General features: G+C 63.1%; 17 protein-coding genes and 1 pseudogene. 9 read left to right on the plus strand and 9 right to left on the minus strand.

What is annotated here, in order from left to right; translation table 11 throughout:
• The 3 genes from V6F88_RS26575 to V6F88_RS26585 form a co-directional block, all read left to right on the plus strand.
• Nucleotides 1–7,439, plus strand: a 7,439-nt coding sequence (locus tag V6F88_RS26575; RefSeq protein ID WP_332613332.1) for a VCBS domain-containing protein, incomplete at its 5' end; no start/stop codon positions are given.
• Between the two features lie 105 nt (nucleotides 7,440–7,544).
• Nucleotides 7,545–8,228: a transglutaminase-like cysteine peptidase gene (locus V6F88_RS26580; protein ID WP_332613333.1), complete on the plus strand. Its 684-nt coding sequence runs from the start codon at nucleotides 7,545–7,547 to the stop codon at nucleotides 8,226–8,228.
• Nucleotides 8,229–8,245: 17 nt separating this feature from the next.
• Nucleotides 8,246–10,198, plus strand: a complete 1,953-nt coding sequence (locus V6F88_RS26585) for a bifunctional diguanylate cyclase/phosphodiesterase (protein ID WP_332613334.1) — start codon at nucleotides 8,246–8,248, stop codon at nucleotides 10,196–10,198.
• A 107-nt stretch (nucleotides 10,199–10,305) separates the two neighbouring features.
• Here the strand turns inward: V6F88_RS26585 and V6F88_RS26590 are convergent, their stop codons facing one another.
• The 3 genes from V6F88_RS26590 to V6F88_RS26600 are packed head-to-tail and all read right to left on the minus strand — an operon-like array spanning nucleotide 10,306 to nucleotide 13,656.
• A complete protein-coding gene (locus V6F88_RS26590; RefSeq protein WP_332613335.1) occupies nucleotides 10,306–11,133 on the minus strand; it encodes a M48 family metallopeptidase in 828 nt (275 codons plus the stop codon).
• Nucleotides 11,134–11,169: 36 nt separating this feature from the next.
• A complete protein-coding gene (aroC, locus tag V6F88_RS26595) occupies nucleotides 11,170–12,237 on the minus strand; it encodes a chorismate synthase (protein ID WP_332613336.1) in 1,068 nt (355 codons plus the stop codon).
• A 36-nt stretch (nucleotides 12,238–12,273) separates the two neighbouring features.
• Nucleotides 12,274–13,656, minus strand: a complete 1,383-nt coding sequence (locus tag V6F88_RS26600) for a putative bifunctional diguanylate cyclase/phosphodiesterase (protein WP_332613432.1) — start codon at nucleotides 13,654–13,656, stop codon at nucleotides 12,274–12,276.
• Between the two features lie 524 nt (nucleotides 13,657–14,180).
• Between V6F88_RS26600 and V6F88_RS26605 the strand changes: the two genes are divergently transcribed.
• Both V6F88_RS26605 and V6F88_RS26610 read left to right on the plus strand, forming a co-directional pair.
• Nucleotides 14,181–16,148, plus strand: a complete 1,968-nt coding sequence (locus tag V6F88_RS26605; protein ID WP_332613337.1) for an EAL domain-containing protein — start codon at nucleotides 14,181–14,183, stop codon at nucleotides 16,146–16,148.
• 287 nt (nucleotides 16,149–16,435) lie between these two features.
• Nucleotides 16,436–17,716 (plus strand): sensor histidine kinase, encoded by a 1,281-nt coding sequence (locus tag V6F88_RS26610; RefSeq protein ID WP_332613338.1) that lies wholly within the window; start codon nucleotides 16,436–16,438, stop codon nucleotides 17,714–17,716.
• Here the strand turns inward: V6F88_RS26610 and V6F88_RS26615 are convergent.
• The 3 genes from V6F88_RS26615 to V6F88_RS26625 all read right to left on the minus strand — a co-directional run bounded on the left by V6F88_RS26615 (nucleotide 17,698) and on the right by V6F88_RS26625 (nucleotide 20,498).
• Complete coding sequence (locus tag V6F88_RS26615; RefSeq protein ID WP_006218682.1) at nucleotides 17,698–18,417, minus strand: response regulator transcription factor; 720 nt, start codon at nucleotides 18,415–18,417, stop codon at nucleotides 17,698–17,700. The genes V6F88_RS26610 and V6F88_RS26615 overlap by 19 nt on opposite strands.
• A 225-nt stretch (nucleotides 18,418–18,642) precedes the next feature.
• Nucleotides 18,643–20,130, minus strand: a complete 1,488-nt coding sequence (locus tag V6F88_RS26620) for a protein adenylyltransferase SelO (protein ID WP_332613339.1) — start codon at nucleotides 20,128–20,130, stop codon at nucleotides 18,643–18,645.
• Complete coding sequence (locus tag V6F88_RS26625) at nucleotides 20,127–20,498, minus strand: DUF2069 domain-containing protein (RefSeq protein ID WP_332613340.1); 372 nt, start codon at nucleotides 20,496–20,498, stop codon at nucleotides 20,127–20,129. Before V6F88_RS26625 ends, V6F88_RS26620 begins: the two co-directional genes overlap by 4 nt.
• A gap of 17 nt (nucleotides 20,499–20,515) precedes the next feature.
• Here V6F88_RS26625 and V6F88_RS26630 point away from each other — a divergent pair, with 17 nt between their 5' ends.
• Nucleotides 20,516–21,829, plus strand: coding sequence for a YihY family inner membrane protein (locus V6F88_RS26630; protein WP_332613341.1), 1,314 nt, complete (start codon nucleotides 20,516–20,518; stop codon nucleotides 21,827–21,829).
• 36 nt (nucleotides 21,830–21,865) lie between these two features.
• A complete protein-coding gene (locus tag V6F88_RS26635) occupies nucleotides 21,866–22,324 on the plus strand; it encodes a CBS domain-containing protein (protein WP_006218678.1) in 459 nt (152 codons plus the stop codon).
• A gap of 55 nt (nucleotides 22,325–22,379) precedes the next feature.
• Here the strand turns inward: V6F88_RS26635 and dusA are convergent, their stop codons facing one another.
• Nucleotides 22,380–23,396, minus strand: coding sequence for a tRNA dihydrouridine(20/20a) synthase DusA (dusA, locus tag V6F88_RS26640; RefSeq protein ID WP_332613342.1), 1,017 nt, complete (start codon nucleotides 23,394–23,396; stop codon nucleotides 22,380–22,382).
• 182 nt (nucleotides 23,397–23,578) lie between these two features.
• On the opposite strand from dusA, the gene V6F88_RS26645 reads away from it, so the two are divergent.
• Both V6F88_RS26645 and V6F88_RS26650 read left to right on the plus strand, forming a co-directional pair.
• Nucleotides 23,579–24,547 carry a homoserine kinase gene (locus V6F88_RS26645; protein WP_332613343.1) on the plus strand — a complete coding sequence of 323 codons (969 nt, stop codon included), beginning with the start codon at nucleotides 23,579–23,581 and terminating at the stop codon, nucleotides 24,545–24,547.
• Between the two features lie 66 nt (nucleotides 24,548–24,613).
• The gene (locus tag V6F88_RS26650; RefSeq protein WP_332613344.1) at nucleotides 24,614–25,417 is read left to right on the plus strand and encodes a BPSS1780 family membrane protein; all 804 of its coding nucleotides are present in this window, start codon (nucleotides 24,614–24,616) and stop codon (nucleotides 25,415–25,417) included.
• A 6-nt stretch (nucleotides 25,418–25,423) separates the two neighbouring features.
• On the opposite strand, the pseudogene V6F88_RS27945 reads toward V6F88_RS26650, so the two are convergent.
• Nucleotides 25,424–25,699: pseudogene (locus V6F88_RS27945) on the minus strand (hypothetical protein); the annotation flags it as partial.
• Nucleotides 25,696–26,565 (minus strand): type II secretion system F family protein, encoded by an 870-nt coding sequence (locus tag V6F88_RS26655; RefSeq protein WP_332613345.1) that lies wholly within the window; start codon nucleotides 26,563–26,565, stop codon nucleotides 25,696–25,698. The pseudogene V6F88_RS27945 and the gene V6F88_RS26655, both read right to left, overlap by 4 nt.
• Nucleotides 26,566–26,567 lie beyond the last annotated feature (2 nt).

A 26,567-nucleotide genomic window follows, 5' to 3' on the forward strand; every position in this document is an offset into this window, starting at 1 on the left:
AGGGTACGTACGGTTCGTTCTCCGTTGATGGCAATGGCAACTGGACCTACAACCTGGACAACGCCAACAAGGACGTCCAGGGGCTGAAGACGGGCCAGTCGATTATTGAAACGTTCACCGTCACGGTCGATGATGGCAACGGCGGCGTGGTCACCAAGGACGTTACGGTCACGATTAACGGTACCGATGACGGCGCGATCATCACCCCTTCCACGCCTGACAGCGACAAGGGCCAAGTCATCGAAGACAAGACGCTCTCCGTGGGCGGCAAGCTCGACGTCACCGATCCGGACGTCGGCCAAGCCGTGTTCCAAGTTCAGACGAACGCTCCTGGTCAACACGGCACGTTCTCCGTCGGCGCGAACGGCGCATGGACGTACAACCTGACCAACAACGACCCGGCTGTCCAAGGCCTGGGCGCTGGCAAGACCCTGACCGAAACGTTTACCGTCACCACCGCTGACGGCACGACCGGTCAGGTCGTGGTCACGATCGTCGGTACCAACGACATCCCCGTCGTGACCGGCAAGGCTGACGGCGCCGTCACGGAAGACGGTTCGCTGGTCGCCACCGGCAAGCTGGATGTCGCCGACGTCGATACGACCGACACACATAGCTGGACGGTTAACGACGACGGCAAGGGCACGTACGGCTCGTTCTCCGTCGACTCGTCGGGCAACTGGACCTACAACCTGGACAACGCTAATAAGGACGTCCAAGGTCTGAAGACGGGCCAATCGATCACCGAGACGTTCACCGTCACGGTGAACGACGGCAATGGGGGTGTGGTCACCAAGGACGTTACGGTCACGATCAATGGCACGGATGACGGCGCGATCATCAATCCGGGAGCTCCGGGCGCTGACAAGGGCGAAGTGATCGAAGACAAGACGCTGTCTGTTGACGGCAAGCTCAACGTCACCGATCCGGACGCTGGTCAAGCCGTGTTCCAGGCTCAAACCAACACGGCCGGGCAACACGGCACATTCTCCGTCGACGCGAACGGCGCATGGACGTACAACCTGACCAACAACGACCCGGCTGTCCAAGGCTTGGGCGCTGGCAAGACGTTGACCGAAACCTTCACGGTTACGACCGCTGACGGCACGACGGGTCAGGTCGTGGTCACGATCGTCGGTACCAACGACATCCCCGTCGTGACCGGCAAGGCTGATGGTGCAGTTACCGAAGACGGTTCGCTGGTTGCAACCGGCAAGCTGGATGTGGCCGACGTCGATACGACCGATACGCATAGCTGGACGGTTAACAACGGCGGCAAGGGTACGTACGGTTCGTTCTCTGTTGATGGCAATGGCAACTGGACCTACAACCTGGACAACGCCAATAAGGACGTTCAGGGTCTGAAGACCGGCCAATCGATCACCGAAACGTTCACCGTCACGGTGGACGACGGCAATGGCGGTGTGGTCACCAAGGACGTTACGGTCACGATCAATGGCACGGATGACGGCGCGATCATCACGCCTTCTACTCCTGACAGCGACAAGGGCGAAGTCATTGAAGACGAGAAGTCGTCCGTCAGCGGCAAGCTCGACGTCACCGATCCGGACGTCGGCCAAGCCGTGTTCCAAGTTCAGACGAACGCTCCTGGCCAACACGGTACGTTCTCTGTCGGTGCCAATGGCGCGTGGACGTACAACCTCACGAACAATGACCCGGCTGTCCAAGGCTTGGGCGCTGGCAAGACCCTGACCGAAACGTTTACCGTCACCACCGCTGACGGCACGACGGGTCAGGTCGTGGTCACGATCGTCGGGACCAACGACATCCCCGTCGTGACCGGCAAGGCTGATGGTGCAGTTACCGAAGACGGTTCGCTGGTTGCAACCGGCAAGCTGGATGTGGCCGACGTCGACACGACCGATACCCACACCTGGACGGTTAACAACGAGGGCAAGGGAACGTATGGCTCCTTCTCCGTCGACGGCAATGGCAACTGGACCTACAACCTGGACAACGCCAATAAGGATGTCCAAGGTCTGAAGACGGGCCAGTCGATTACCGAAACGTTCACCGTCACGGTCGATGATGGCAACGGCGGCGTCGTCACTAAGGACGTTACGGTCACGATTAACGGTACCGATGACGGCGCGATCATCACCCCGTCTACGCCTGACAGCGACAAGGGCGAAGTCATCGAAGACAAGACGCTGTCCGTGGGTGGCAAGCTTGACGTCACCGATCCGGACGTCGGCCAAGCCGTGTTCCAAGTTCAGACGAACGCTCCTGGCCAACACGGCACGTTCTCCGTCGGCGCAAACGGCGCATGGACGTACAACCTGACCAACAACGACCCGGCTGTCCAAGGCCTGGGCGCTGGCAAGACCCTGACCGAAACGTTTACCGTCACCACCGCTGACGGCACGACGGGTCAGGTCGTTGTCACGATCGTCGGTACCAACGACATCCCCGTCGTGACCGGCAAGGCCGACGGTGCAGTCGCCGAAGACGGCTCCTTGGTCGCCACCGGCAAGCTGAATGTCGCCGACGTCGATACAACGGACACGCACACCTGGACCGTCAACAACGACGGCAAGGGAACGTACGGTTCGTTCTCTGTTGATGGCAATGGCAACTGGACCTACAACCTGAACAACACCAGCGCCAAGGTACAAGCGCTGGCTGCCGGCCAACAGGTGACGGACACCATCATCGTGACCGTCAACGACGGCCATGGCGGTACGGCGCAGCAAACCGTCACGATCACGGTCACCGGTACCAACGACGCGCCGGCGATCTCGGGTACGTCCACCGGCGCGGTCACCGAAGATGCAACGCAATCGAGCGTCACCGGCCAACTGACCAAGACCGATGTTGACGCGACCGACACGCACACCTGGACGGTGAACAACGCCGGCAAGGGCGCCTACGGCACGTTCTCGGTCGATGCGAACGGCAAGTGGACCTACAACCTGGACAACACCAGCGCCAAGGTGCAAGCCCTGGCTGCCGGCCAACAGGTGACGGACACCATCACCGTGACCGTTGACGACGGCCATGGCGGTACGGCGCAAAAGACGATCACGATCACGGTCAACGGCTCCAACGATGCTCCGACGATCTCGGGCACGTCCGTCGGCACGGTCAAGGAAGATACTGCGCCCAACAGCATCTCGGGCCAGTTGTCCAAGACCGATGTTGACGCGACCGACACGCACACCTGGACGGTGAACAACGCCGGCAAGGGCACCTACGGCACGTTCTCGGTCGATGCGAACGGCAAGTGGACTTACAACCTGGACAACACCAGCGCCAAGGTACAAGCCCTGGCAGCCGGCCAACAGGTGACCGACACCATCACCGTGACCGTCGACGACGGCCATGGCGGCACCGCCACGCAAGACATCACCATCACGATCAACGGCACCAACGATGCCCCGACCATCTCGGGTGCGTCCACCGGCGCATTGACGGAAGATGCCGCGCAGAGCAGCGTGTCGGGTCAGCTGTCCAAGATCGACGTTGACACGACCGACACGCACACCTGGTCGGTCAACAACGCCGGCAAGGGTACGTACGGCACGTTCTCGGTCGATGCCACGGGCAAGTGGACGTACAACCTGGACAACACCAGCGCCAAGGTGCAAGCCCTGGCCGCTGGCCAACAGGTGACGGACACCATCACCGTAACCGTCGACGATGGCCATGGCGGTACGGCGCAGCAGCAAGTGGTTGTTACGGTCACCGGTTCCAACGACGCCCCGACCATCGGCGGCGTGGCCAATGGCGCCGTCAAGGAAGACGGCACGCAAGTGGTCACCGGCCAGCTGACCAAGGCCGACGTTGACGCTACCGACACGCACACCTGGTCGGTCGGCAACAACGGCAAGGGCACGTACGGCACGCTGACGGTGGACAGCGCCGGCAAGTGGACGTACACGCTGGACAACGCCAACGCCAAGGTGCAAGCCCTGGCCGATGGCCAGCAAGTGACCGACACCGTTACCGTGACCGTCGACGACGGCCATGGCGGCACGGCGCAGCAAACCATCACGATCACCGTTACCGGCACGAACGACGCTCCGGCCCTGGGCGGCGTCATCACCGGCGGCGTGACCGAAGATGGTACGCAAGTGGTCAGCGGCCAGTTGACCAAGACGGACGTCGACACGACGGACACCCACACCTGGTCGCTGAACAACGCCGGCAAGGGCACGTATGGCGCCTTTGTGGTGGATGCGAACGGCAAGTGGACCTACACGCTGGACAACGCCAATGCCAAGGTGCAAGGCCTGGCGGATGGCCAAAAGGTGACCGACACCATCACCGTGACCGTCAACGACGGCCATGGCGGCACCGCCACGCAAGTGATCACCGTGACGGTGACGGGCACGAATGACGCCCCGACCATCGCGGGCAACGCCACGGGCGCCGTGAAGGAAGACGGCACGCTGACCGCCAATGGCCAACTGACCAAGACGGACATCGACCTCACCGACACGCACACCTGGTCCGTCAGCAACAACGGCGCCGGCACGTATGGCACGTTTGTGGTGGATTCGGGTGGCAAGTGGACCTACACGCTTAATAACACCAGCGCCAGCGTCCAGGGCCTGAAGGAAGGCCAGCAGGTGACCGACACCATCACCGTGACCGTCAACGACGGCCACGGCGGTACGGCGCAGCTGCCTGTCACGGTTACCATCACGGGCACGAACGACGCCCCGGTCATCACCGGCCAGACCTCTGGCACGGTGACCGAGGACTACACCCTGACGACCACCGGCAAGGTGAACGTGGTGGACGCGGACGTCGGCCAAAGCGGCGTCCTGGCGCAGACCAACGTGGTCGGCAAGTACGGCACGTTCTCGATTGACGCCAACGGCAACTGGACCTACACGCTGAACAACAGCTTGGCCGTGGTGCAGAATCTGCCGGCCGGGGCCCTGCTCTCCGAGTCGTTTAATGTGACGGCGGGCGACGGCACGACGGTGCAGCCGATCTCGGTGTCGATCGTCGGCACGAACGATGCGCCGGTTGCCGCGGACAACTCCGCCAATGTAGAGATCGGCGACAGCCACGTCTTCACGCTCTCCGAATTCAACTTCAGCGACGGCGCCGAAGGCAACGCGTTGCAAAGCGTGATCATCTCGCGCTTGCCGACCGACGGCACGCTGACGTTGAACGGCAACCCCGTGGGCCTGAACACCGCTGTCTCGGCAGCGGACATTGCCGCCGGCAAGCTGGTCTTCACGCCGTCGGCCAACGGCCTGGATACCTCGATTGGCTTCCAGGTGCGTGACAACGGCGGCACGGACCACGGTGGCCAGAACACGTCGGGCACGTACAACTTTGTGTTGAACACCAACAACATGGTGACGGGCGAAAACGTCGGCAGCGGCACGGGTACGACGCCGGTGCTGAACGGCGGTTCGGGCGACGACATCATCCTGGGCGACAAGGGCGGTACGGTCGTGACCGTGGAGCCGGGCAAGAACTACAACATTGCCCTGGTCGTGGATACGTCGGGCAGCATGGCTTATGGCCTGAACGGCAGCGAAAACGTCAGCTATGCCAATTCGCGGATGAAGCTCGTCATTGACGCGCTGAAGTCGTTGGCTAACCAGTTGGCGGGACACGACGGAACGGTCAACGTGACGCTGATCGGCTTTGCCGCCCACGCCGGCCAGAACCTGACGCTGCAAAACCTGTCGCAGTCCAACCTGAAGCAACTGACGGACGCCATCGGCAACCTGTCGGCCAATGGCGGAACCAACTACGAGGCTGCGTTCAATACGGCTGTGTCGTGGTTCAACAGCCAGGCTACGGCCGGCAAAACCGCAGCGGCAGGCTACGAAAACGTCACGTTCTTCCTGACCGACGGCGATCCCACGTACTACTACGACCGTTATGGCAACCTTAACGGCACGGGTAGCTCGACCAGCGCCACGACTTTGCAAGAATCGGTCAACGCCTTCGATCCGTTGTCCAAGGTAAGTACCGTGCACGGCATCGGCATCGGTAACGGCGTGAATGCAGACTATCTGCGTCTGTTCGATAACACAGGCGGCGGCGGCACTTCCTACACGACTTTCGGCGACAGCACCGACTATTCCTTGGCCACCTTCGGCAGCAGCAGCAACTCGGGCTTGAATAACATCAGCAACTGGACTACGACCGGTACGGGTTCGCAGTCCGGGTCGGTGTCCAAGACCAACGGCGTACTCAGGCTTGTGGACTTTGCCGGCGGTAGCAGCACCACCGCGACAAACGACACGAAGATCTCCATCGGCGAATTCGGAAAGCTGAGCTTCACGGTTCAAACGTCCAATTTCAGCACGGGCGACCAATTCACCTGGACGTTGCAGCGCTACGATGCCGTCTCCAAGACGTGGGTCGGTGTCGATGGCGGGACGTCGAACTCTGGCTTCAGCAGCACGACGACCATCACATCCAAGATGTTGACGTCCGGCGATTACCGCTTTGTTTATGAAGTGGTGGATGGCACGAACAACAACTCGAATGCAACGGTGAACATCGACAATATCTCGTTGGCAGCCTACGCCGCCAGCCAGGTCGTCGTCGCGCCTGCGGGTCAAGTCGACATCGTGCTGAAGGGTGCGGACCTGGCGGCTGCCCTGCAAGGCGGCAGCTCCAGCACCGACCCGGCCGTGGTGGGTAATGACGTCATCAACGGCGGTGCCGGCAACGACATCATCTTCGGCGACACGATCAATACCGATCACCTTGCCTGGGGGAATGTCGCCGCCGGTTCGCACGATGGTCAGGGCTTGAAGGCGCTGCAAGACTTCCTGGCTTACCAGAATGGTCATGCGGCAACCAGCGCCGAGGTCTATGACTACCTGAAGGCCAACCACGCGCAGTTCAACATTGCGGATGATCCGCGCGGCGGCAACGATACGGTGCACGGCGGCACGGGCGATGACATCATCTACGGCCAGGGCGGCGACGACTCCCTGTACGGCGATGACGGCAACGACATCCTGTACGGTGGCGCCGGCAACGACCTGCTGCATGGCGGTGCGGGCAACGACACGCTGGACGGCGGCGCGGGCAATGACACGCTGATCGGTGGCGCGGGCAACGACACGTTGTACGGCGGCCTGGGCAGCGACACGTTCAAGTGGGAGTTGAACGACCAGGGCTCGGTTGGCACCCCGGCCGTCGACACCATCAAGGACTTCTCGGCGGACACCCTGGCCAATGGCGGCGACGTGCTGGACCTGAAGGACCTGCTGATCGGTGAGAAGGACGGCACGCTGACGCAGTTCCTGAACATCCACAAGGAAGGCAACAACACGGTCATCGACATCAACACCAAGGGCCAGATCGCCCAAGGCGCCGACCAGAAGATCGTGCTTGAGAACGTGGACCTGACGGGCAACGGCACCATGAGCAACCAGGCCATCATCAATGACCTGCTGCAAAAGGGTAAGTTGAACGTCGACCACAGCTAAGCCGTAGTCGCGTATGCGCAGGGGGGGACGGCGGGCAACCGCCTTCCCCCTATATTTTTTTCAGGCGTGCCTTATACGCGCTGGAAAAATGTGAAAATCCGTTTCATGTCTTCGACTCACCGTTTCCGCGGCCTGCGGGGTCTATGCCGGTTGATGTTGCTGTGCCTGGCTTGCGTCTGGGGCGGAAGTTTCGCCCTGGAGGTCAGCTCGGACCGGCTGCAAAGCCTGGCCGCCAGCCGCTACGGCGCCAAGGGCGCGAAATCGGTGGGCAACTGGCTACAGCTGCTACGCAACCCGCCCCCGCCCGAAGAGCGTGACAAGCTGACGACCGCGAACGATTTCTGGAATCAGTCCCTGCTGTCCGGCGAAGACATCACCCTTTGGAAGCAGGCAGACTACTGGGCCACGCCGCTGGAATCCCTGGGCAGGGGCGCCGGCGATTGCGAAGACTACGTCATCGGCAAGTACTTCACGTTGCTGGCTATGGGCGTGCCCGCCAACAAGCTGCGTTTCATTTACGTCCGCGCGCGCGTGGGCGGACCGGCCAGCAGCAGCCAGGTCGCCCACATGGTGCTGGGCTATTACGACACCCCCAACGCGGTCCCGCTGGTGCTGGACAGCTTGATTTCAACGATCCTGCCGGCCACGCAGCGACGCGACCTGACGCCGGTTTTCAGCTTCAACGCCGACGGCGTCTACGTGGACGGCAAGCCCGCCGCACCGGTTGACCGCCTGAGCCGCTGGCGTGATCTACTTCAACGCATGGAACGGGAAGGCATCCGCCCCTGATGTCCGGAAATAAGACTATGTCCATACTTCGACAGTTACTGCTAAGCGTTACCCTGGCAATCGGCGTGATTTTGCTGGGTACGCTGGCGCTTAGCGTGAATTCGGCGCGGGAATACCTGTCCGGCCAGTTGCAGGTACAGAGCACCGACGCGGCCGTGTCGCTGGCGCTGTCCTTGTCGCAGCCCGCGAACAACGATCCGGTGTTGCAGGAACTGCTGGTGTCGGCGCTGTATGACGGCGGGCATTTCTCGTTGGTGAGGCTGGCGGATCCGGATGGCAAGGTGCTGATCGAACGGCGGTCCACCGCCACGCCGAAGTCGGTGCCGGCATGGTTTCAGAAGCTGGCGCCGCTGGACACGCAACCGGCCAGCCACGCGGTCAGCGACGGCTGGCGTCAGGTGGGCGAAGTGACGCTGATCGCCAACGACTCGTACGCCTGGGAAGCGCTGTGGCGCAGCAGCTTGAAGATGATCGCGCTGGTGGTCGGCGCGGGCGTGCTGTGGGCGGTGTTTGCGTTCGTGCTGGTGGGCTGGATCAAGAACCGCCTGCTGCGCGAAATCAGCGACCACGTGCGCAGCATCGGGCGCGACACGCCGCCCGAACAGGTAGAGGCGCGCGTGCCCGAGTTGTCGGGCGTGGTGCAGGCCTTGAACCAGACGCGCGAGCGGGTCTACGCCAGCGTTGAGGAACAGAACGCCAAGATCGAATCGCTGGAACTGGAACTGAACCAGGACCCGGTCACGCGCCTGCCGAACCGCAAGTATTTCGTGAACGAATTCCGCCGTGCGCTGGAAGCACCGGGCGTGACGGGCGGCCATGTGCTGGTGTTCCGCCAGCGCGACCTGGCCGACCTGAACCGCCATATGCCGCGCGAATTCATCGACCAGTGGCTGCGCGCCGCTTGCGAACGCATCCAGGGTGCCTTGAAGGCGCTGAACGTGTCGGCCCCGTTGCTGGCGCGCTTGAATGGTTCAGACTTTGCATTGCTGCTGCCCGGTTGCGCCGCGCCCCAGGCGATGATGGTTGCCGAACGGCTGCGCACGGATCTGCACTCCACGCGCATTCCGGTGGGCGAAGGGCATTTGTGCCGTTGGGCGCTGGCCATGACGGACTATGGCCAAGGCAGCCAGGCCGGCCCCGTGCTGGCGCGGCTGGACTTTGGCTTGATGCGCGCTGAAAGCGCCAATAGCGATCAAGTGGTGATTGCGGGTGCGACGGACATGCAGTCTCCGTCGGAATCGGGCGAACGGGCGTGGAAGGACGCGATCCTGACCGCGCTGGAAGAGCAGCATTTCGAGCTTGCGACCGAGCATCTGCTAGCCGCCGAGGGCACCGCGCTGCGCACCGAGGCAATGCTGATGCTGCGCACGGCGCCCGACCAGGTCGCCATTCCCGCCACGCTGTTCATCCCGCCGGCGGTACGTCTTGACCTGGTGGCCGACTGCGATCTGGAATCGGTGCGCCTTGGCCTGGACTGGCTGGCGGACAACCCGGGCGAACTGGCGGTGCGCGTGGCGCTGCCGTCGCTACGGGGCCAGAAGTTCTTCCGTCAATTGGCGCTGTTGCTGACCGAACGCCGTCCGCTGGCACATCGCCTGTATCTTGAAATCGACGCGCACGGCTTGGTGGAATGCCACGAGCAGATCGCCACGCTGGCGCGCGTGACCTCGGAGTTTGGCGCGCATATCGGCGTGCGCCGTCTGGCGCAGCAGTTTGGCGCCGTGGCGCAGTTGCATACCCTGCCCTTGTCCTATGTGAAGCTGGGCGGCGGTTTTGTGGGCGGCATGTCGCAAAGCCCGGGCAGCCAGCAGTTGACGGCGTCGGTGCTGGAGACGGCTCGTTCGCTGAACATCGACGTCTACGCCGAGGACGTGCCCGACGCCGAAACGCAGCGCATCCTGGCTGGCCTGGGCATCGCCGTGATGCGCGGCCCGGGCGTCAAGCCCGCAGCCGGCGCGGCACAGGCATAGGCATAGGCAAAGGCAAAGGCAAAGGCATAGCCGGTGCCTGCAATAAAATACGCCGCCTGGATCTCCGGGCGGCGTATTTTTTTTCCCGCGATTGCAGGACGATGCGGCTATTTCTTTGCTTGCTGATACAGCGGCAGCACTTGCTGCGCGGCGGCTTGCAGGTCGGTGATGCGAGACTCTGCCGACGGGTGCGTCGACAGGATTTCCGGCGGCGCGTTGCCGCTGCTGGCCGCGCCCATCTTCTGCCACAACGTGACGGCGGCGCGCGGGTCGAAACCAGCGCGGGCCGCAAGTTCGACACCCATGCGGTCGGCCTCGGTTTCGTGGGTACGGCTGTTGGGCAGTGAGAACATCACATCGGTCAGCTGGCCGCCCAGATCGGACGCGGCGCTGGAACCCGTGGCGATGGACAGCACCGACAAGCCCAGGTTCGTGGCCATCTGCTGCGAGACGCGCTCGCGCGCATGTTCGCGCAGCGCGTGGGCGATCTCGTGGCCCAACACCGCCGCAAGCTCGTCGTCGGAGGGCTTGATCTTGGTCAGCAGGCCGGTATAGACGGCGATCTTGCCGCCGGGCATGCACCACGCGTTGATTTCATCGCTGGATATCACATGCTCTTCCCATTTCCAACCCACCGCGTCAGGCCGGAATACACCCGCCTGCGCGATCAGCCGCTGCGAAATGGCGCGCACGCGCGACAGTTGCTGGGCGTCGCGGTCCAACAGGCCCTTGGCCTGCGCCTGCTTGAGGATGTCGGCATATTGCTGGCTGGCTTCCTGCTCCAGCGCCTGGGACGGCACCAGACTGGACATGTACTGCGTACGGTTCACGCCGATGGCGCCGGACTGCGTGGTGTTCATGCCCGTGCAAGCGCCCAGCAGTGCCAAGGCAAGCACAGCGCCGGCGCCGCGCAACAGATGAGGTTTACGTTTCAAGTCGGCCTCCTGGAGTCGATGGCAAGATTGTGGGGATCAAAGCGGGTCGCCGCACTGGCCGCGATGGCGCAGCGCGTGGTCGATGAGCACCAGCGCCAGCATGGCTTCGGCGATGGGCGTGGCGCGAATGCCGACGCACGGATCGTGGCGGCCCAGCGTCTGCACCATGACAGGCTCATTCGCACGATTGACCGAGCGGCGTTCCACGCGAATGCTGGACGTGGGCTTGATGGCCAGCGACACCGTGATCGGCTGGCCCGTTGAAATACCGCCCAGCACGCCGCCCGCGCGGTTGGTCAGGAAGCCATCGGGCGTGATCTCGTCGCCGTGCTCGGAACCGCGCTGGGCGATGCAGTCAAAGCCCGCGCCGATGGAAACGCCCTTCACGGCGTTCAGGCCCATCATCACGTGCGCGATGTCGGCATCCAGGCGGTCGTAGATGGGTTCGCCCCAGCCGGCTGGCAGGTTCTCCGCGACGACTTCAATGCGCGCGCCGACGGAATCCCCATCGCGGCGCAATTGGTCCATATAGGCTTCAAGTTCCGGCACGACCTGCGCGTTGGGCGCGTAGAAGGGGTTGTTGGGCACCTCGTCCCAGGACTCGAACGGAATCGCGATGGGCCCCAGCTGGCTCATGTAGCCGCGCACCTTCACGCCATATTGTTCGGCCAGCCATTTCTTGGCGATGGCGCCGGCCGCCACTGTGGGCGCCGTCAGGCGGGCCGACGAACGGCCGCCGCCGCGCGGATCGCGCACGCCGAATTTGCGCCAGTAGGCGTAATCGGCATGGCCCGGGCGAAATGTGTCGGCAATGTTTGAGTAGTCTTTGCTGCGTGCGTCCGTGTTGCGGATCAGCAGACCGATGGGGGTCCCGGTGGTGACGCCTTCGTATACGCCCGACAGGATTTCAACCTGGTCGGCTTCCTGGCGCTGCGTGACGTGACGCGACGTGCCAGGGCGGCGGCGATCCAGTTCAAGCTGGATATCGGCGGCGTCCAGGCTCAGCCCCGGGGGACAGCCATCCACGACGCAACCGATGGCCGGCCCGTGGGATTCGCCGAAATTCGTGACGGTAAAAAGGGTACCTAGGGTATTGCCGGGCATAGGGAGTCAACAGGTCGGGTTTGCAAGCAACCCCGATTATGACACCGCCGAGGCCAAAGCCTGGATTTCCGAGGCGGGAGCGGGCCGCCCCAAGAGGAAGCCCTGCATCACCCGGCAGCCCAGCGACTTCAAGATTTCGCGCTGGCCTTCGGTCTCCACGCCTTCGGCCACAACTGGCAGACGCATCGCCTGACACAAGCCGAAAAGGGCGGAGACCACCTCGCGGCTGCCGGCGTCGGACTCCAGCGCGGAAATGAAGCTGCGATCGATCTTGACCCAGTCGATGGGCAGATGGCGCAGATGGTTCAGGCTGGAATAGCCACAGCCAAAATCATCCAGCGCAATGCCGATGCCCTGTGCGCGCAGCGTGTTCAGCATCTTCACGTGCCGCTCGTAGTGCAGGATGAAAATTGACTCGGTGATTTCCAATACCAGTTTGCTGGGCGACAACTGCGTGGCCTTCAGCACGTCGGCAATCAACTGCACCAGTCCGTCTTCATTCATCTGCTTGACGGACAGATTCACATGCACGCGCCATGCCGGCGGCCACAGGGCGGCCTGCGAGCAGGCGCGTTCCAGGATCCAGGCGCCCAGCGGAACAATCAGGCCGCTGCGCTCGGCCAGCTCGATGGTGACGGCGGGCGACACGCTGCCCAACGTGGGGTGATGCCAGCGCAACAAGGCCTCGCAACCCTGCACGACGCCGGAGCCGCTATCGCAAACCGGCTGGTAGAAAAGCTCGAACTGTTCCATGGCCGGCGTGGTCAAGGCCAGGCGCAGATCGTTTTCCAGGCCCTGCTCATCGCGATGCCGCGCCAGCAGGCGGAAGTCAAACAGGTTCCAGCCCGGTCCACCGCGCTCTTTGAGCGACACCATGGCAACCTGCACGCAGCGTTGCAGTTCTTCGACCGTGCGGCCATGCTCGGGATACAGCGCCGCGCCTACCCTGAAGACCGCTATCAAGGTCCGCCCACCCAGCGCGTAGGGTTCGCTAAGGTCTTCCAGCAGCTTGGCAGACACCTGTGCGGCGCCCACTTCGTCCACCTCGGGCACGCATATGGTGAATGAATCGGTACCGCTTCGGGCCACCATGCCGCCCAGCGTCCGGCTGATCAGGCTTAAGCGATCGGCAACCAGCACCAGCAGCGCCTGGTCTTCGCCGGCACGCAGCATGGCGCTGATCTCGGCGTATTGTTCAAAACTGACAAGAAAAAAAGCGCCTCGGCGCGCGGGCCCCTCTTTTTGCGTCAACCAGGCGCGGGCACGGCGATGCAATTCCTGCTGACTCAACACGCCGGTCAACTCGTCGCGCGTCAGCCGCCGACGGAGGGCGCGTTCCCTGCGCACGAAGAACAGACTGATCGCCGCCAAAGCGCCTGCAAGCGTCAGACACAGTGCGAGCAGGTAACTCTCACGCACGGAGCCCCCTATCTGGAAACCCTTGACGTTGCGGTCCAGCAGGAAACCCAAGGGTTGTAACATTTTTTAAGTTATGCATTATTTTCGCAAAAAAACGCCACACTTCGAAGGCAACGCGCCTCTTTTCCTTGTGTTTCGAAGGTTCTTCGGATGCTCGCGGAGGGTCATGTGGGTCCTTGGATACCGTTAACCGGCCGGTCCATAGACCCATGCCCTACCCTTACTACGACAGGCAAAGCCCAAAAATTAATACGTGGTGTCTCAATAGTTCTCAACAAGACGATTATCACGATCGAAATAATTGCACAGCTTGTCTGACGTTGCGCCTAATTTCGTAATATTCTGTACGTTCTGTGACATGCCGAATTACAGTGTAAGCGGCGTCGCTGAGGTATTAGTAACGTGTGTCACGTTTCTTATCCAGCTTTTTTTCGCGGCGGGCACGCTCCTTGCCCGGCGCCCCCTTTACCCGGGCGGCCCTGTAGTCTTGGTTGCTTGCTGCCCCGCGAAGGGAATTGACCGACATGTCGACATTACGCCGATTACTTTTCTGCACTGCTCTGCTGGTCGGCTTCATCCTGCTTGGCGCCCAGGCGCTGGGGATGGTCGCTGCCCATCGCTATCTAAATACGCAACTTGCCCAACAGAGCGAAGGCGGCGCAAGCGCGTTGTCGTGGGCATTGGCACACGCCTCGTCCCGCCCCGAGGAACGCGCGGCGCTGGCGGACGACCTATTCGGACAGGGCCTGTATTCCATGGTGCGCATCGCCGATGAAGGCGGCGTCACGGTGCTGGAACGGCACAAGGCCGCAGCGGCCGGGCGCGACAGCGCCTGGCGCACGGCGTGGCTGAACGTCCAGGCGCCCGCCGTGTCGCGCCCCTACGCGTCGATGGACGGCGGCACGCGCGGCACCGTAACGGTGCAGGCCGACGCGCGGTTGGCGCGCGACACCCTCTGGCAAGGCGGGGTACGCGTGCTGGGACTGGTGCTGGCTGCCGGCGTGTTCTGGTCGCTGTTTGCGTTCAATCTGGTGCGCTGGATCGAAACACGCACCTCGCGCGACATTTGCGAACGCGTGCGCGCGTTGGCGCCGGGCAGCAGCGCCCCGCCCGTCGGGTCTTGCGAGCTAGCCGGGGTAGATCAGGCGTTTGTCGACGCCCAGCGCCGCGTGGCCGCGACCGTCGAGGAACAGAACGCAAAGATCGAATCGCTGCAAAGCGAGATTTACCGGGATCCCATCACCCGTTTGTCCAACCGCAAGCACTTCATCGACCTGTTCCGCGCAGCGCTGGCGGACCGGTCCACCGATGCGGGTGGCCACCTCCTGATGTTTCGCCAGCGAGACCTGGCGCAGATCAACCGCCATTTGTCGCGGGCGTTCACGGACCAATGGCTGCGGTCCTCGTCCGATCGCCTGCGCAAACTGGTGGCGGAATTTGGCGGGCCGTCGGCGCAGTTGGCCAGGATCAGCGGGTCGGATTTTGCGTTGTTGCTGCCGTGCACCTCGGCGCCGCAGGCCAGCGTGCTGGCTGAGCGCGTACGTCATGAACTGCGCGCGCTGCGCGTTCCCATGGACAAATTCGGATGGTGCCGGTGGGCGCTGGCGATGGCCGCTTTCGCCCCCGGCGACAACATGAGCGATACGCTGGCCCGTCTTGACCACGCGCTGATGTGCGCGGAAAGCGCCGACGACGACCAAATCACGCCCGCCAGCCAGACGGCCGACAGTACGCGCATCGGCGAGTTCAGCTGGCACGACGCGCTGGTCACTGCCCTGGAGCAACACCGGTTTTCGTTGTCGGTGATGCCGCTGCACGCCGTGACAGGCGAATTGCTGCATCACGAGGCCAGCCTGACGCTGCATGACACCACGGACGGAGACCCGGTCCCCGCCTCGATCTTCATGCCGCCGGCGGTGCGGCTTGGCCTGTCGGCCGAGTGCGACATCCAGGCGATCCGCCTGGGGTTGGACTGGCTGTTCACCCGATCCGCCGCGCTGACGGTGCCGGTGTCCCTGGCGTCATTGACCCAAACCTCTTTCCTGTCCCGGCTTGAACGCATGTTGGCGGATCGCCCCGCGTTGACCGGACGGCTGATCATCGAGGTGGACGCCGATGGCCTGATCGAACAAGCCGGCGACCTGCGCCAGCTGTGCCGCATCGTTACCGCGGCGGGCGCCCGCGTCGGCCTGTCCAGGCTGTCGCAGCAATTCGGCGCGATGGAACGGCTGCACGAATTTCCCGTGTCCTATTTGAAATTGTGCGGCAGCTTCATTACCGGATTACGCCATAGCCCGGGTAGCCAGCACCTGGCCGCCACCGTCATGGCCACGGCGGCAACGCTGGACATGGCCGTATACGCCGAAGACGTTCCCGATTCCGCCACCCAGGTCATCCTGGAAGACCTGGGCGTCCGCGCGATACGTGGGGCTGTCGTAAACTTCGCCCATGCGCACGAGCTGGCGCCGGATCACCAATGGGTTACTAGTTGAAGGAAGGATTGTTTCTTCGCATCCGCGGCCTTTTCGGCGCACGAGGTGGACGGCGCGCCACGCCAAGATCGCAAGCCCGGTTATCGCAACCAGGGCTATTGCTGGCGTGTGGTTTTTTCTTGCCCGCCGTCGCGCGGGCATACGGTGTATCTGCCCCGGTTGAAGGACTACAGCTTGGCCTGACGGCGGGAGTGGCCATTGCGTGCGGCTTGGCGTGCGCGCTTGTATGGGCATGCGCCCGCGCGTCCATTTACGGCGCTGGCCTGGCCTTTGTGGCACTGGAAGGCGTGTTTCGCACCTTGCCCACATTGCTGCCCCCGGGCGCCCTGCAAGCCGGCTCTTACGCGGCGTTGCTGGCCGTGACGGCGCCGTTGCTTTCGGGTACCGGCGTGGGCAGGCCCAGAAGCATCGCGACCGCATGCCGGGCTTTGAGCATGGCGCTGGCCGCCGTGGCGGCATTGGCGCTGATATTCGTCTACGAAACCGAAGACGGGCTGATTCCAACCTTGATCGCGGGACTGGGCGCCGCCATTAGCGCAGGCCTGACCATCTGGTTCGCCGTCCAGGCCGCAACGAAAAAAACCGGCCCCGCACTGGCGCTGACCTTGGCTTGCATTCATGCCACAACGGCGTGGATGCTGGGCCGCGAAGCCTGGCTATCGAGCGGCGCCGACGCGTCCGGTTCTCTGATCGAAGTGGCGCGGTTGTTGCTGGTGACCGGCGCCCTGCTCGGCTTGGCGCTGATGGGCCAACGTCATGGAAGCGCCGGCGACCGCCGGACACAGCAAGACCACGCGGATGCCGAACATGTTGCCCAGGGCGAACTGCGAGTGGCGGAACTGGCCGGCGCGCTGGACACGCAACGCCAGATGAACGCGTTGATTTCGCACGAATTGCGCGCGCCGCTGGCCACCATCAGCGCAGCCGCGCAATCGCTGGACATGATCCTTTCCGACAGCGGTGAAGCGGTCGACACGCGCCTGGCTCGCATCCATCGGTCCGTTTCTCGGATGACGGAATTGATGGACCAGTTGCTGAACCAGGACCGCCTGGGCGACCAGGCCTGGACGCCCCGGGGCGAGCACACGGATCTGGCGGAGTTGGCACGCGATGTGGTGACGGCGATGCGGCCGGACACCGCGCACGCGCTGCTGCTGCATGCCGACGGCCGCTTGCCGGTGTTCTGCGACCGCCCGCTGACCAGCGTGGTCGTGCGCAACCTGATCCACAACGCGATCAAGTATTCACCGGCCAATGAGCCGGTCAGGATTGAAGTGGGTCAGATACGTGAAGGGGATGCGCCGATGGCGTGGCTGGCGGTGGTGGACAGCGGCCCGGGCATCGAAGAACAGGACCAGCCCCGCGTGTTTGAACCGCACTTCCGGCGTTCCGCACATCGGGAAACGCAAGGCATGGGCATCGGGCTGTATCTGGCGCGACGCATTTGCCAGAACCAGGGCGGCTCGCTGACCCTGCACAGCAAGGTGGGCGTGGGGACGCGCTTTGTGATCACCCTGCCCGTCAATGCACCCGGAGAACCGGGCGCGGATCAGGCGGCGAAAACGTAACCCTGCCCGCGCACCGACAACACCGGCAACTTCAGGCCTGCGCTTTGCGCCTTGGCGCGCAGCCGGCTGACCAGTACGTCAATACGGCGCAATTCAAAACCGCCGGGGCTTTCGGGCAAAAACAGTTCCGCCAGCACCTGACGGCTGACGGCATTGCCTGCCGCATCCATCAGGGCCATCAAAAACGTCCGCTCTTGGGCACTTAGGTGCAGCGACGCGCCGTCCGGGGCCACCAGGATCCAGCCCCCGTCTTGCAAGGACCAGGTGCTGTCGGCCGAGGCACGGGTTTCGGCATCGGCGGGCCGTGGGGCCTTGGCCAGCCGCATGCGTCGCGCCAGGCTGCGAATCACGGAACTGAGTTCAAGCAGGTCGACCGGCTTGGTCATGTAGACATCGGCGCCACCTTCGAGCCCGCGCACGCGGTCTTCAAGCGCGCTGCGGCCGGTCAGCATGACAATGCCCACGGGACTCAAGGCTCGTAAACGGGTCGCAACCGAAAAGCCGTCTTCGCCAGGAAGATGCGCATCCAGGATGACAATGTCGCACGGCTGTTCCTGCAATCGACGATAGAACGCCGCAGCATTGTCACAAGCAAACGCTACCCGAAAACCATAGCCGCCCAAGCCTAACGCCAACTCCTCGCGGAAGTCAGCGTCATCCTCAAGCAGACCGATACATAGCAAACCATCTGCGCCAGGCATATTCAGAGTGCTTTATATTGAAAATTGTCGACAAATGCCCCATGGATGCGGTATGCGATCCTGAGTGTCCCGCAGGCGACAATCTTACGAGATTTACAATGGAAACGAATGATTGCAGCGAAAAAAAGCGTGATATTTCGCTCTCTATCATCGCTTTTTCGCGTAAATCGCAGGAAAACGCCGCCCGCCGCCGCCGGCATTTGTGCGATTCGGAAATAATTCGCGTCAGGACGAGCAGCTGACTTCCAAACTTCCCGCCCAATCCGGGGGCAGTGCCGCGTAGCGCTCGTACCCGGCCTGCACCGTGTACGGATCGCGCAGCAGCTTCATCAATGTGTCGATTTCGCTGGCGTCGCCCTTCTTCGCCGCCCTGATCGCCTCTTCAGCCAGGTGATTTCGCAGCACATATAGCGGGTTGACGCGGTTCATGCCGTCGGCAACTTCCTGCGCCGGGCGGCCCTCTTGTGCGTGACGCGCCAGCAGGCGGTCCAGCCACGCGGCGGCGGCCGGGCGGTCGATAAACAGGTCCTGGAAGCCGCTGCGCTGGCCCAGCACCGCGTCCGCCAGTCGGCGCCACGACAAAGTGAAGTCGGCTTGATTGGCGTCCATCAGTTTGAGCAGGTCGTCCAGCAGGGGCTCGTCGGCGGCTTGCCAAGCCGCCAATCCCAGTTTGGCGCCCATGCGGTCATGGAAAGCGCGGGTGAAAACCGCCTCGAATTCGTCCAGCACCGCGCGCAAGGGCTCTACGTCTTGCACCAGCGCGTGCAGGCTTCCGCCCAGACGGTACAGGTTCCACAGTGCCACCGAGGGCTGACGATTCCACGAATAACGCCCTTCCGAGTCGGAATGGTTGCAGACGTGCCCCAGACGGAAACCGTCCATGAACCCATAGGGGCCGTAGTCCAGGGTCAAGCCCAGGATGGACATGTTGTCGGTGTTCATCACGCCATGGCAAAAACCCACGGCCTGCCAATCCGCCATCAGCCGGGCCGTGCGGTGTGTGACGGCACGCAGCAGATTCAGGTATGGGGCAATTTCGGCCTGTGCCGGATCGGCCGGAGCTTCGCGGCATTCAGGGTAAAAACGGTCGATCACGTAATCGGCCAGCGTCTTGAGCAGCTCGGGCTGGCGGCGTGACGACCAATGTTCAAAGGAACCGAATCGCACGAAGCTGGGAGACATCCGGGTAACGATCGCGGCCGTCTCGACGGTTTCTCGCATGACCGGGTCGTCCGATGTCACCAACGCCAGTGCCCGCGTCGTGGGGATGCCCAAGCCGTGCATCGCCTCGCTGGCCAGGTATTCGCGCACCGAGGACCGCAGCACGGCACGGCCGTCGCCCATGCGGGAATAAGGGGTCATCCCGGCGCCTTTCAGCTGCAATTCCCAGCCGCCGTCCGGCCCTTGGACTTCGCCCAGCAGGTGTGCGCGGCCATCGCCCAACTGGCCTGCCCACACGCCAAACTGGTGGCCGCTGTAGACCGCCGCCAAGGTGTCGCCGCCCGGCAACGGAGCGCGGCCGGAGAACACTTCGAGGAATTCCGGCGTATCCAACGCGGCCGGGTCCAGGCCGATCAACGCCGCGGCGTCCGCATTAACGTGCAACAGCCGGGGGTTGTTCAGGCCTTGCGGCGCCAGGCGGGTGTAGAAAGCAGCGGGCAACGCGGCAAAGCTGTTGACCGCCTGAAGTTCGGTAAGAGATCTGGCATTCATGCGCGTTGGCTCCTGGCGGCGCGCTTGGCGGGCCGCACATAGAAAATGGCGCTAAGGAAAAATACAGCCGAAAGAACGATTTCACCCCACGCCATCAGGACGGAAAGCGGCGCCGGATCCGACATCGCCCGCACCACGCCTTCCATCAGATACAGCAGCGACAACATGGACGCCCACTGATAGGTGTAGAGGTTGCCGCGCAAAATGCCGCGCAGTGGAAAGGCCAGTGGCAAGGCCTTCAGCAGCATCCACGAACCGCCCGGACGCAGCGGCGCCACCACCGTTTCCCAGGTGATGCACAAGACGATCAAAGCGAACAATGACGCCGAAGCCAGCAGGCGTAGACGGGGGTTGAGTTCGGGATTCATGCTGCTATTATCGCCTGATGAATCGCCCCGCCGAGCCCGGCGCCGCTACGCCGGTGGCCCCCGAACCCTCGACCGCGCGCTCTTCATGGGTAGCAAGGGCCGGACGCGTCTTCCGGTTCACGTTGCAACGCGCCGGCGAAGAAAAGCTGCTGCAGGTTGCCTCCAGCCTCACCTTCACGACGGTGCTGGCCATCGTGCCCATGCTGGCAGTGGTGCTTTCCCTGTTCACCGCCTTCCCGGTGTTCCAGGAGTTTCGTGTCGCCCTTGAAGACTTCCTGACCAACAGCTTGATGCCCCCGTCCGTCTCGGACAACATCATGGAATACCTGAACCAGTTCGCACGCCAGGCGTCTCGCCTGACGGCGATCGGCGGCGCATTCCTGCTGGTGACTTCCCTGCTGCTGATCATGACGATCGACCAGGCTTTTAACGACATCTGGCATGTGTCCCGCCAGCGGCCCTTGCCGCAGCGGGCGCTGGTGTATTGGGCCATCATCACGCTGGGTCCCGTGCTGGCGGGCGCCAGCCTGTGGGCGACCTCGTTCGTGGCGCGCGAATCGCTGGGGCTGGTTCGGGACGTGCCGGAAGTCGTCAGCGTCATCGTTTCTTTTGTCCCGCTTGTCCTGACAGGGCTGGGCTTTGCGGCGCTGTTTGTCGTCGTGCCGAACCGCGACGTGCTGTGGCGCGACGCGTTGGTCGGCGGCGGCGTGACAGCGGTTGCGCTGGAAATCATGAAGTCGGGTTTCGCCTATTACCTGACCCGGTTTCCCACCTACACGGTCATTTACGGCGCATTCGCGACGCTTCCCATCTTCCTGTTGTGGATCTACCTGTCGTGGCTGGCCGTATTGCTGGGCGCCACCCTGGCCTCAAGCGCACCCCTGATCCGATTGGGCCGCTGGGAAATCAACCGCTACCCCGGCGCGCAATTCGTCGACGCCCTGGATGCGCTGCGCGCGTTGCGCCGTGTGCAGTCCGCCAACCCGCCTGGCCTGCCCGCCAATGCGCTGGCGTCCCAGTTGCGGTTGCATCAGGATGAACTGAACGAGGTGTTGGAAACGCTAAGCGCGATGGGCCTGGCCACCCGCAGCCCAGACGATCACTGGGTGTTGACCTGCGACGCGCGCGAGACGTCGATGGCGCCCGTGGTCGATAATTTCCTGCTGGACCGCAGCCAGCCCCGGGTCCGGAACGACCCGGAAATTCTGCGAGTCGCTTCGGCCGTTATTTCGCAGCAAAATACGCCCACGCTGGAAGAACTGTGCGGAGAAGCGCAGAATACCGAAAATGGAATCGCTCCCTTATTGCAATTGGAAGCGAACAAGAAATAGCAAAGCATCAGGGCGTAGTCCGCCCGGGAGGAACCGATGTTGAAGGTCAGCGAGATTTTGCGCGTCAAGGGCGATACGCTCTATACGGCGTCGCCAGACATGCCTGTGTCCCAGGCTGTGCAAACCATGAGCGAGCAGGATATAGGCTCGCTTGTCATCATGGAATTCGGCACGCTGACCGGCATGCTCACGTTCCGAGAGATCATCCGCCACATGCACGCGCACGGCGGGGCCGGCGAAACCACGATTCGATCGATCATGGACGATGCACCGGTCAGCGTTTCGCCCAATACCAGCGCCGATGAAGTGCAGCGCCTGATGCTGGAAAAGCATGCGCGGTACATCCCGGTCATGGACGGCCCGACGCTGATGGGCGTGATTTCGTTCTACGACATGGCGCAGGCGATCGTCGCGGCGCAGCAGTTCGAAAACAACATGCTGAAGGCCTATATCCGCGACTGGCCGGCTGAAACCGCCGAACCGGCAAAGTCCTGAACGTTCTGATCAGACCGGGGTTCAGGCCGCGCTAGCCGTCTGCCCCAGGTCAACGCTATACCCCTGCCGGCGCCGCTTCAAATGCGGCGCCGCGCACGTCAGGCGCCTGCCGCTGGCTGCGCCATGCGTCGTAGATCAGTTCGGGGTTGTTGGCCGCAAGCAAAGCCGGGTCCGACAGCATTCGGCGCCAGCGACGCGCGCCGGACTGCCCGTTCACCAAACCCAGCATCGGCCGGGTCATCACCCGCAACGGTACGCCCTTGGCCACCTGCCGGGCGGCGTACTGCGTCATGGCGTCGACCACTTGCGCGTCGCCGGGCAGGCGTACCGACGGCCACAAGCGCAGCGACACCTCGGACAACACGCGCGGCGTGTGCCACGCCGCACGGCCCAGCATCACGCCATCGAATTCGCCCGCCGCCTGCACCGACTGGTCCGCATCCGCCAGGCCGCCGTTCAGCACGAAAGTGCAGTCGGGGAAATCCCGCTTCAGCTGCTTGACCACGTCGTAGCGCAGCGGCGGAATTTCACGGTTGTCCTTCGGAGACAGGCCCTTCAACACGGCATTGCGGGCGTGTGCGATGAAAACGCGGCAGCCCGTGTCGTAGATCTTGCCGACGAAGTCTCGGACAAAGTCGTAGGAGTTTTCGTAATCCAGACCCAGGCGATGTTTAACGGTGACAGGAATGTCGACCGCGTCCTGCATGGCTTTCACGCAATCCGCCACCAGCTCCGGTTCCGCCATCAGGCACGCCCCGAAAGCGCCTTTCTGCACGCGTTCCGATGGGCAGCCGCAATTGAGATTGATCTCGTCGTACCCCCATTGACGCCCCAGCTTGGCCGATTGGGCCAGGGCATCGGGCTCGCTGCCGCCCAGCTGCAACGCAACGGGGTGTTCGGCTTCGTCAAAGTCCAGGTGGCGCGGGATGTTGCCGTGCTGCAGCGCGCCCGTTGTGATCATTTCCGTATACAAGCGTGCGCGGGGGGCCAGCAGCCGGTGAAAAAAACGGCAATGGCGATCGGTCACGTCAATCATCGGGGCGACGCACAGCCGCCAGTCGGGGGAGTCCAAGAATCACTCTACAAAACAAGGGGATGCGGTATTTTACGGGCTTCGCGGCATTATGTCCGGGACGCCCTTGCGGGCAGCGCCCGGCGCTTGCAAACAGCCTGGCGCTATGTGGTCTAAAATTGCGCCGCCGCCGCCGCACAGGGATGTCCGAGCGTCCGTTAACCCCTCTTTCCTGCATATCAATGGCCGTATTCACTCCCGTATCCGACGACGACGCGCGCGCCCTGCTGGCGCAATTCGATCTGGGCGAGTTCGTCTCGCTTCGAGGGATTACGGCGGGTATCGAGAACACCAACTACTTCTTGTATACGACCCGCGGCGAATACGTGCTGACCTTGTTCGAAGTGTTGACGCATGCCCAGCTGCCGTTCTATATCGAACTGATGTATCACCTGGCGGAACGCGGCATCCCGGTACCTCGGCCGCAAAACCTGCGCGACGGCACCCGCCTGACGACGTTGCATGGCAAGCCCTGCGCCATCGTGTCGCGCCTGCCCGGCGGGTACGAGCCGGCTCCCGGCGCCGCCCACTGCACGCTTGCCGGGGCGACCCTGGCCCGCGCCCACCTTGCGGCGCAGGACTTTCCCATTCACCAACCCAACCTGCGCGGCTTGGGCTGGTGGCTGGAAACGGCGCCCAAGGTGATGCCGTTCCTGGCGCCGGCGCAAGCCGAACTGCTGACCGCCGAATTGACGGCCCAGCAAGCCGCGGTGGCAACGCCCGCCTGGCAAGCCCTGCAAACCGGCCCCGCCCATTGCGACCTTTTCCGTGACAACGTCCTGTTCGCGGGTACATTCGAAGATCCGCTCATGGGCGGCATCATCGATTTCTATTTCGCGGGCTGCGACACTTGGCTGTTCGACGTGGCCGTCAGCGTCAACGACTGGTGTATCGAACGCGACACGGGCGAGTTCATTCCCGAACTGGTGCAAGCCTGGCTGTCCGCCTATGCGGGCGTGCGCCCCTTCACCGACGCCGAACGCCAGGTATGGCCCCTGATGCTGCGCGCCGCCGCGTTGCGGTTCTGGGTGTCGCGCCTGTACGACTTTTATCTGCCCCGCCCCGCCCAAACGCTTAAGCCGCATGACCCCCGGCACTTCGAAAGAGTGTTGCAGGCGCGCCACCGCTCGGGCTTGCCAATATTGCCGTAACCGTAACGCCCCCCATAATGGGGCTCGCGCGTCCCTTTTTGAGAGACTCCCTCCCTTTAGAGAGCCATGCAAGCAGCATTCCTACCCGCGACATCCGGCTGGCAATGGGTTCGAGACGGCTTCCGCCTGTTCCGCAAGCAACCCCTGGCCATGTTCACCTGGGCCATGTTCATCAGCCTGCTGGTCGTATTCGCCAGCGCGACACCGCCCGTCGGCCCCATCCTGGTCGTGGCATTCATGCCCATCATCACCCTCATGACGTTGTCCGCGTGCAAGCACGTCGAGGCCGACCGCGTCATGTTGCCGTCCATGTGGGGCAAGCCCCTGAAGCAGCCGGGCGTGTTCAGAAAGCTGTTCGTCATGGGCCTGCTGTATGCCGGTTTGAGCATGGCGGCCGGCCTGCTGACGTTCCTGCCGTTCATGGATTCGATGGCGGAAGCCTATCGGATTGCATCGGTCGAACGTTCCCTGGACCCCATCCTGATGGCCATGCGCGTGCCGCTGACCATCTTTGCCATCATTTATGTCGTGATCGCCGCCTTGTTCTGGCATGCGCCGGTGCTGGTCGCTTGGCACGGCCTGCGGTTGGTGCAAGCCCTGTTTTTCTCGGGCATCGCATGCTGGCGGAATAAGTGGCCCTTTCTTGTGTATGGCGCAACGTGGGCCCTGGTGTTTCTTTTCATCGACCTGTGCGCGGGCTTGTTGGTCTACATGGGTTTGTCGCCGCAGTTTGCCGGCACGTTGCAAATTCCGTTCAACATCGCCGCGGGCGGCGCGTTGTATTGCAGCTTCTATCCTGCGTATACCTCCGTGTTCGGCATCAATAACGCCAGCACGCATCTCGACAACGGCAATAGCGCCCAGGCATAAGGCGATGCGGCATGGCGGCAGCGATCTGCGTACTGCCATCACGCCATAATCGCGCGACACAAACGCTACGTCGATGGCGTAGCGCATGCCAAAAGTATGCACGGCGGCACAAGGCATCAGCATCAATCCGGACCGACCGCCCGGCGGTCGTCGCCCGAGCAACCCGCGCATCCGCCCTTTCCAGCCAAGCACCCGCAAAAATCGCAGCCGGGCCAGCGGCAAGCGGCTTTGGCTTGGGTTGTTCCTGTTCCTGTTCCTGTTCCTGTTCCTGTTCCCGTTCATGGAATGCTCTGAAGCAGCTGAACCGCAATGGGAAAGGCCAGCACAATAAATGTGCACGGGAAGATGCACCCGATCAAGGGCAACAGCATTTTTACCGGCGCCTGCATCGCTTGCTGTTCAGCCCGCACGTGCCGATCACCACGGCACTGCGCCGCCTGCGCGCGCAGGACGGGGCCCAGGCTGATGCCCAGCGTCTCGGCTTGCGCCAGCGCAGCCGCCCACGTCTTGGCAATCTGACTATTGCAGCGCTCGGCAAGCGCTTTGATCGCCGCAGTGCGCGTCACACCCGCCCGCATTTCGGACAGTGCGTCTGACAAGGCATCCCGCAGCGCGCCCTCAGGCCCGCTTTGCGCCGCGATTTGCAGCGCCCCCTGCACACTCAGGCCCGCTTCCACGCATAGCGTCATCATGTCAAATACAAAGGGCAAGTCGCGCTCAATGCCGCGGCGCCGCGCTTCGCTCTGGCCATGCAACCACAGGCGTGGCACCACGCCAGCCGCAAGGCCCACCGCTATCGACCACAGCCACCCGTTGGGGAAAAAAGCGTCGAAGGCCATCATCAGCCCCCCGCACACAGCGCCGGCAAGCAACGCCGCGCTGACGCCCAACGCCGCTACGTGCGCGTAGCCGACCTCGGCTGGCAACCCGGCCAATTCGACGGCACGGGTCAATCGGGCCCGCAGACGCCACGAGCAGAGCGGTCCCACAAGGGGCGCCACGGCCGACACCCAGGGCCAAGCCGCCCGCCACCACCACGGCAGGCCGGCCAATACCAGTCGATTGCCGTCCAACAACGGCCGCAATGCGGACCAGGTCAGCCAGCCCACGGCCGCCGCGGCCATCATCATGCTAAAGGTCAGCAACATGG

This window comes from Achromobacter sp. ESBL13 (genome assembly GCF_036668755.1).
GTDB lineage: Bacteria > Pseudomonadota > Gammaproteobacteria > Burkholderiales > Burkholderiaceae_B > Achromobacter.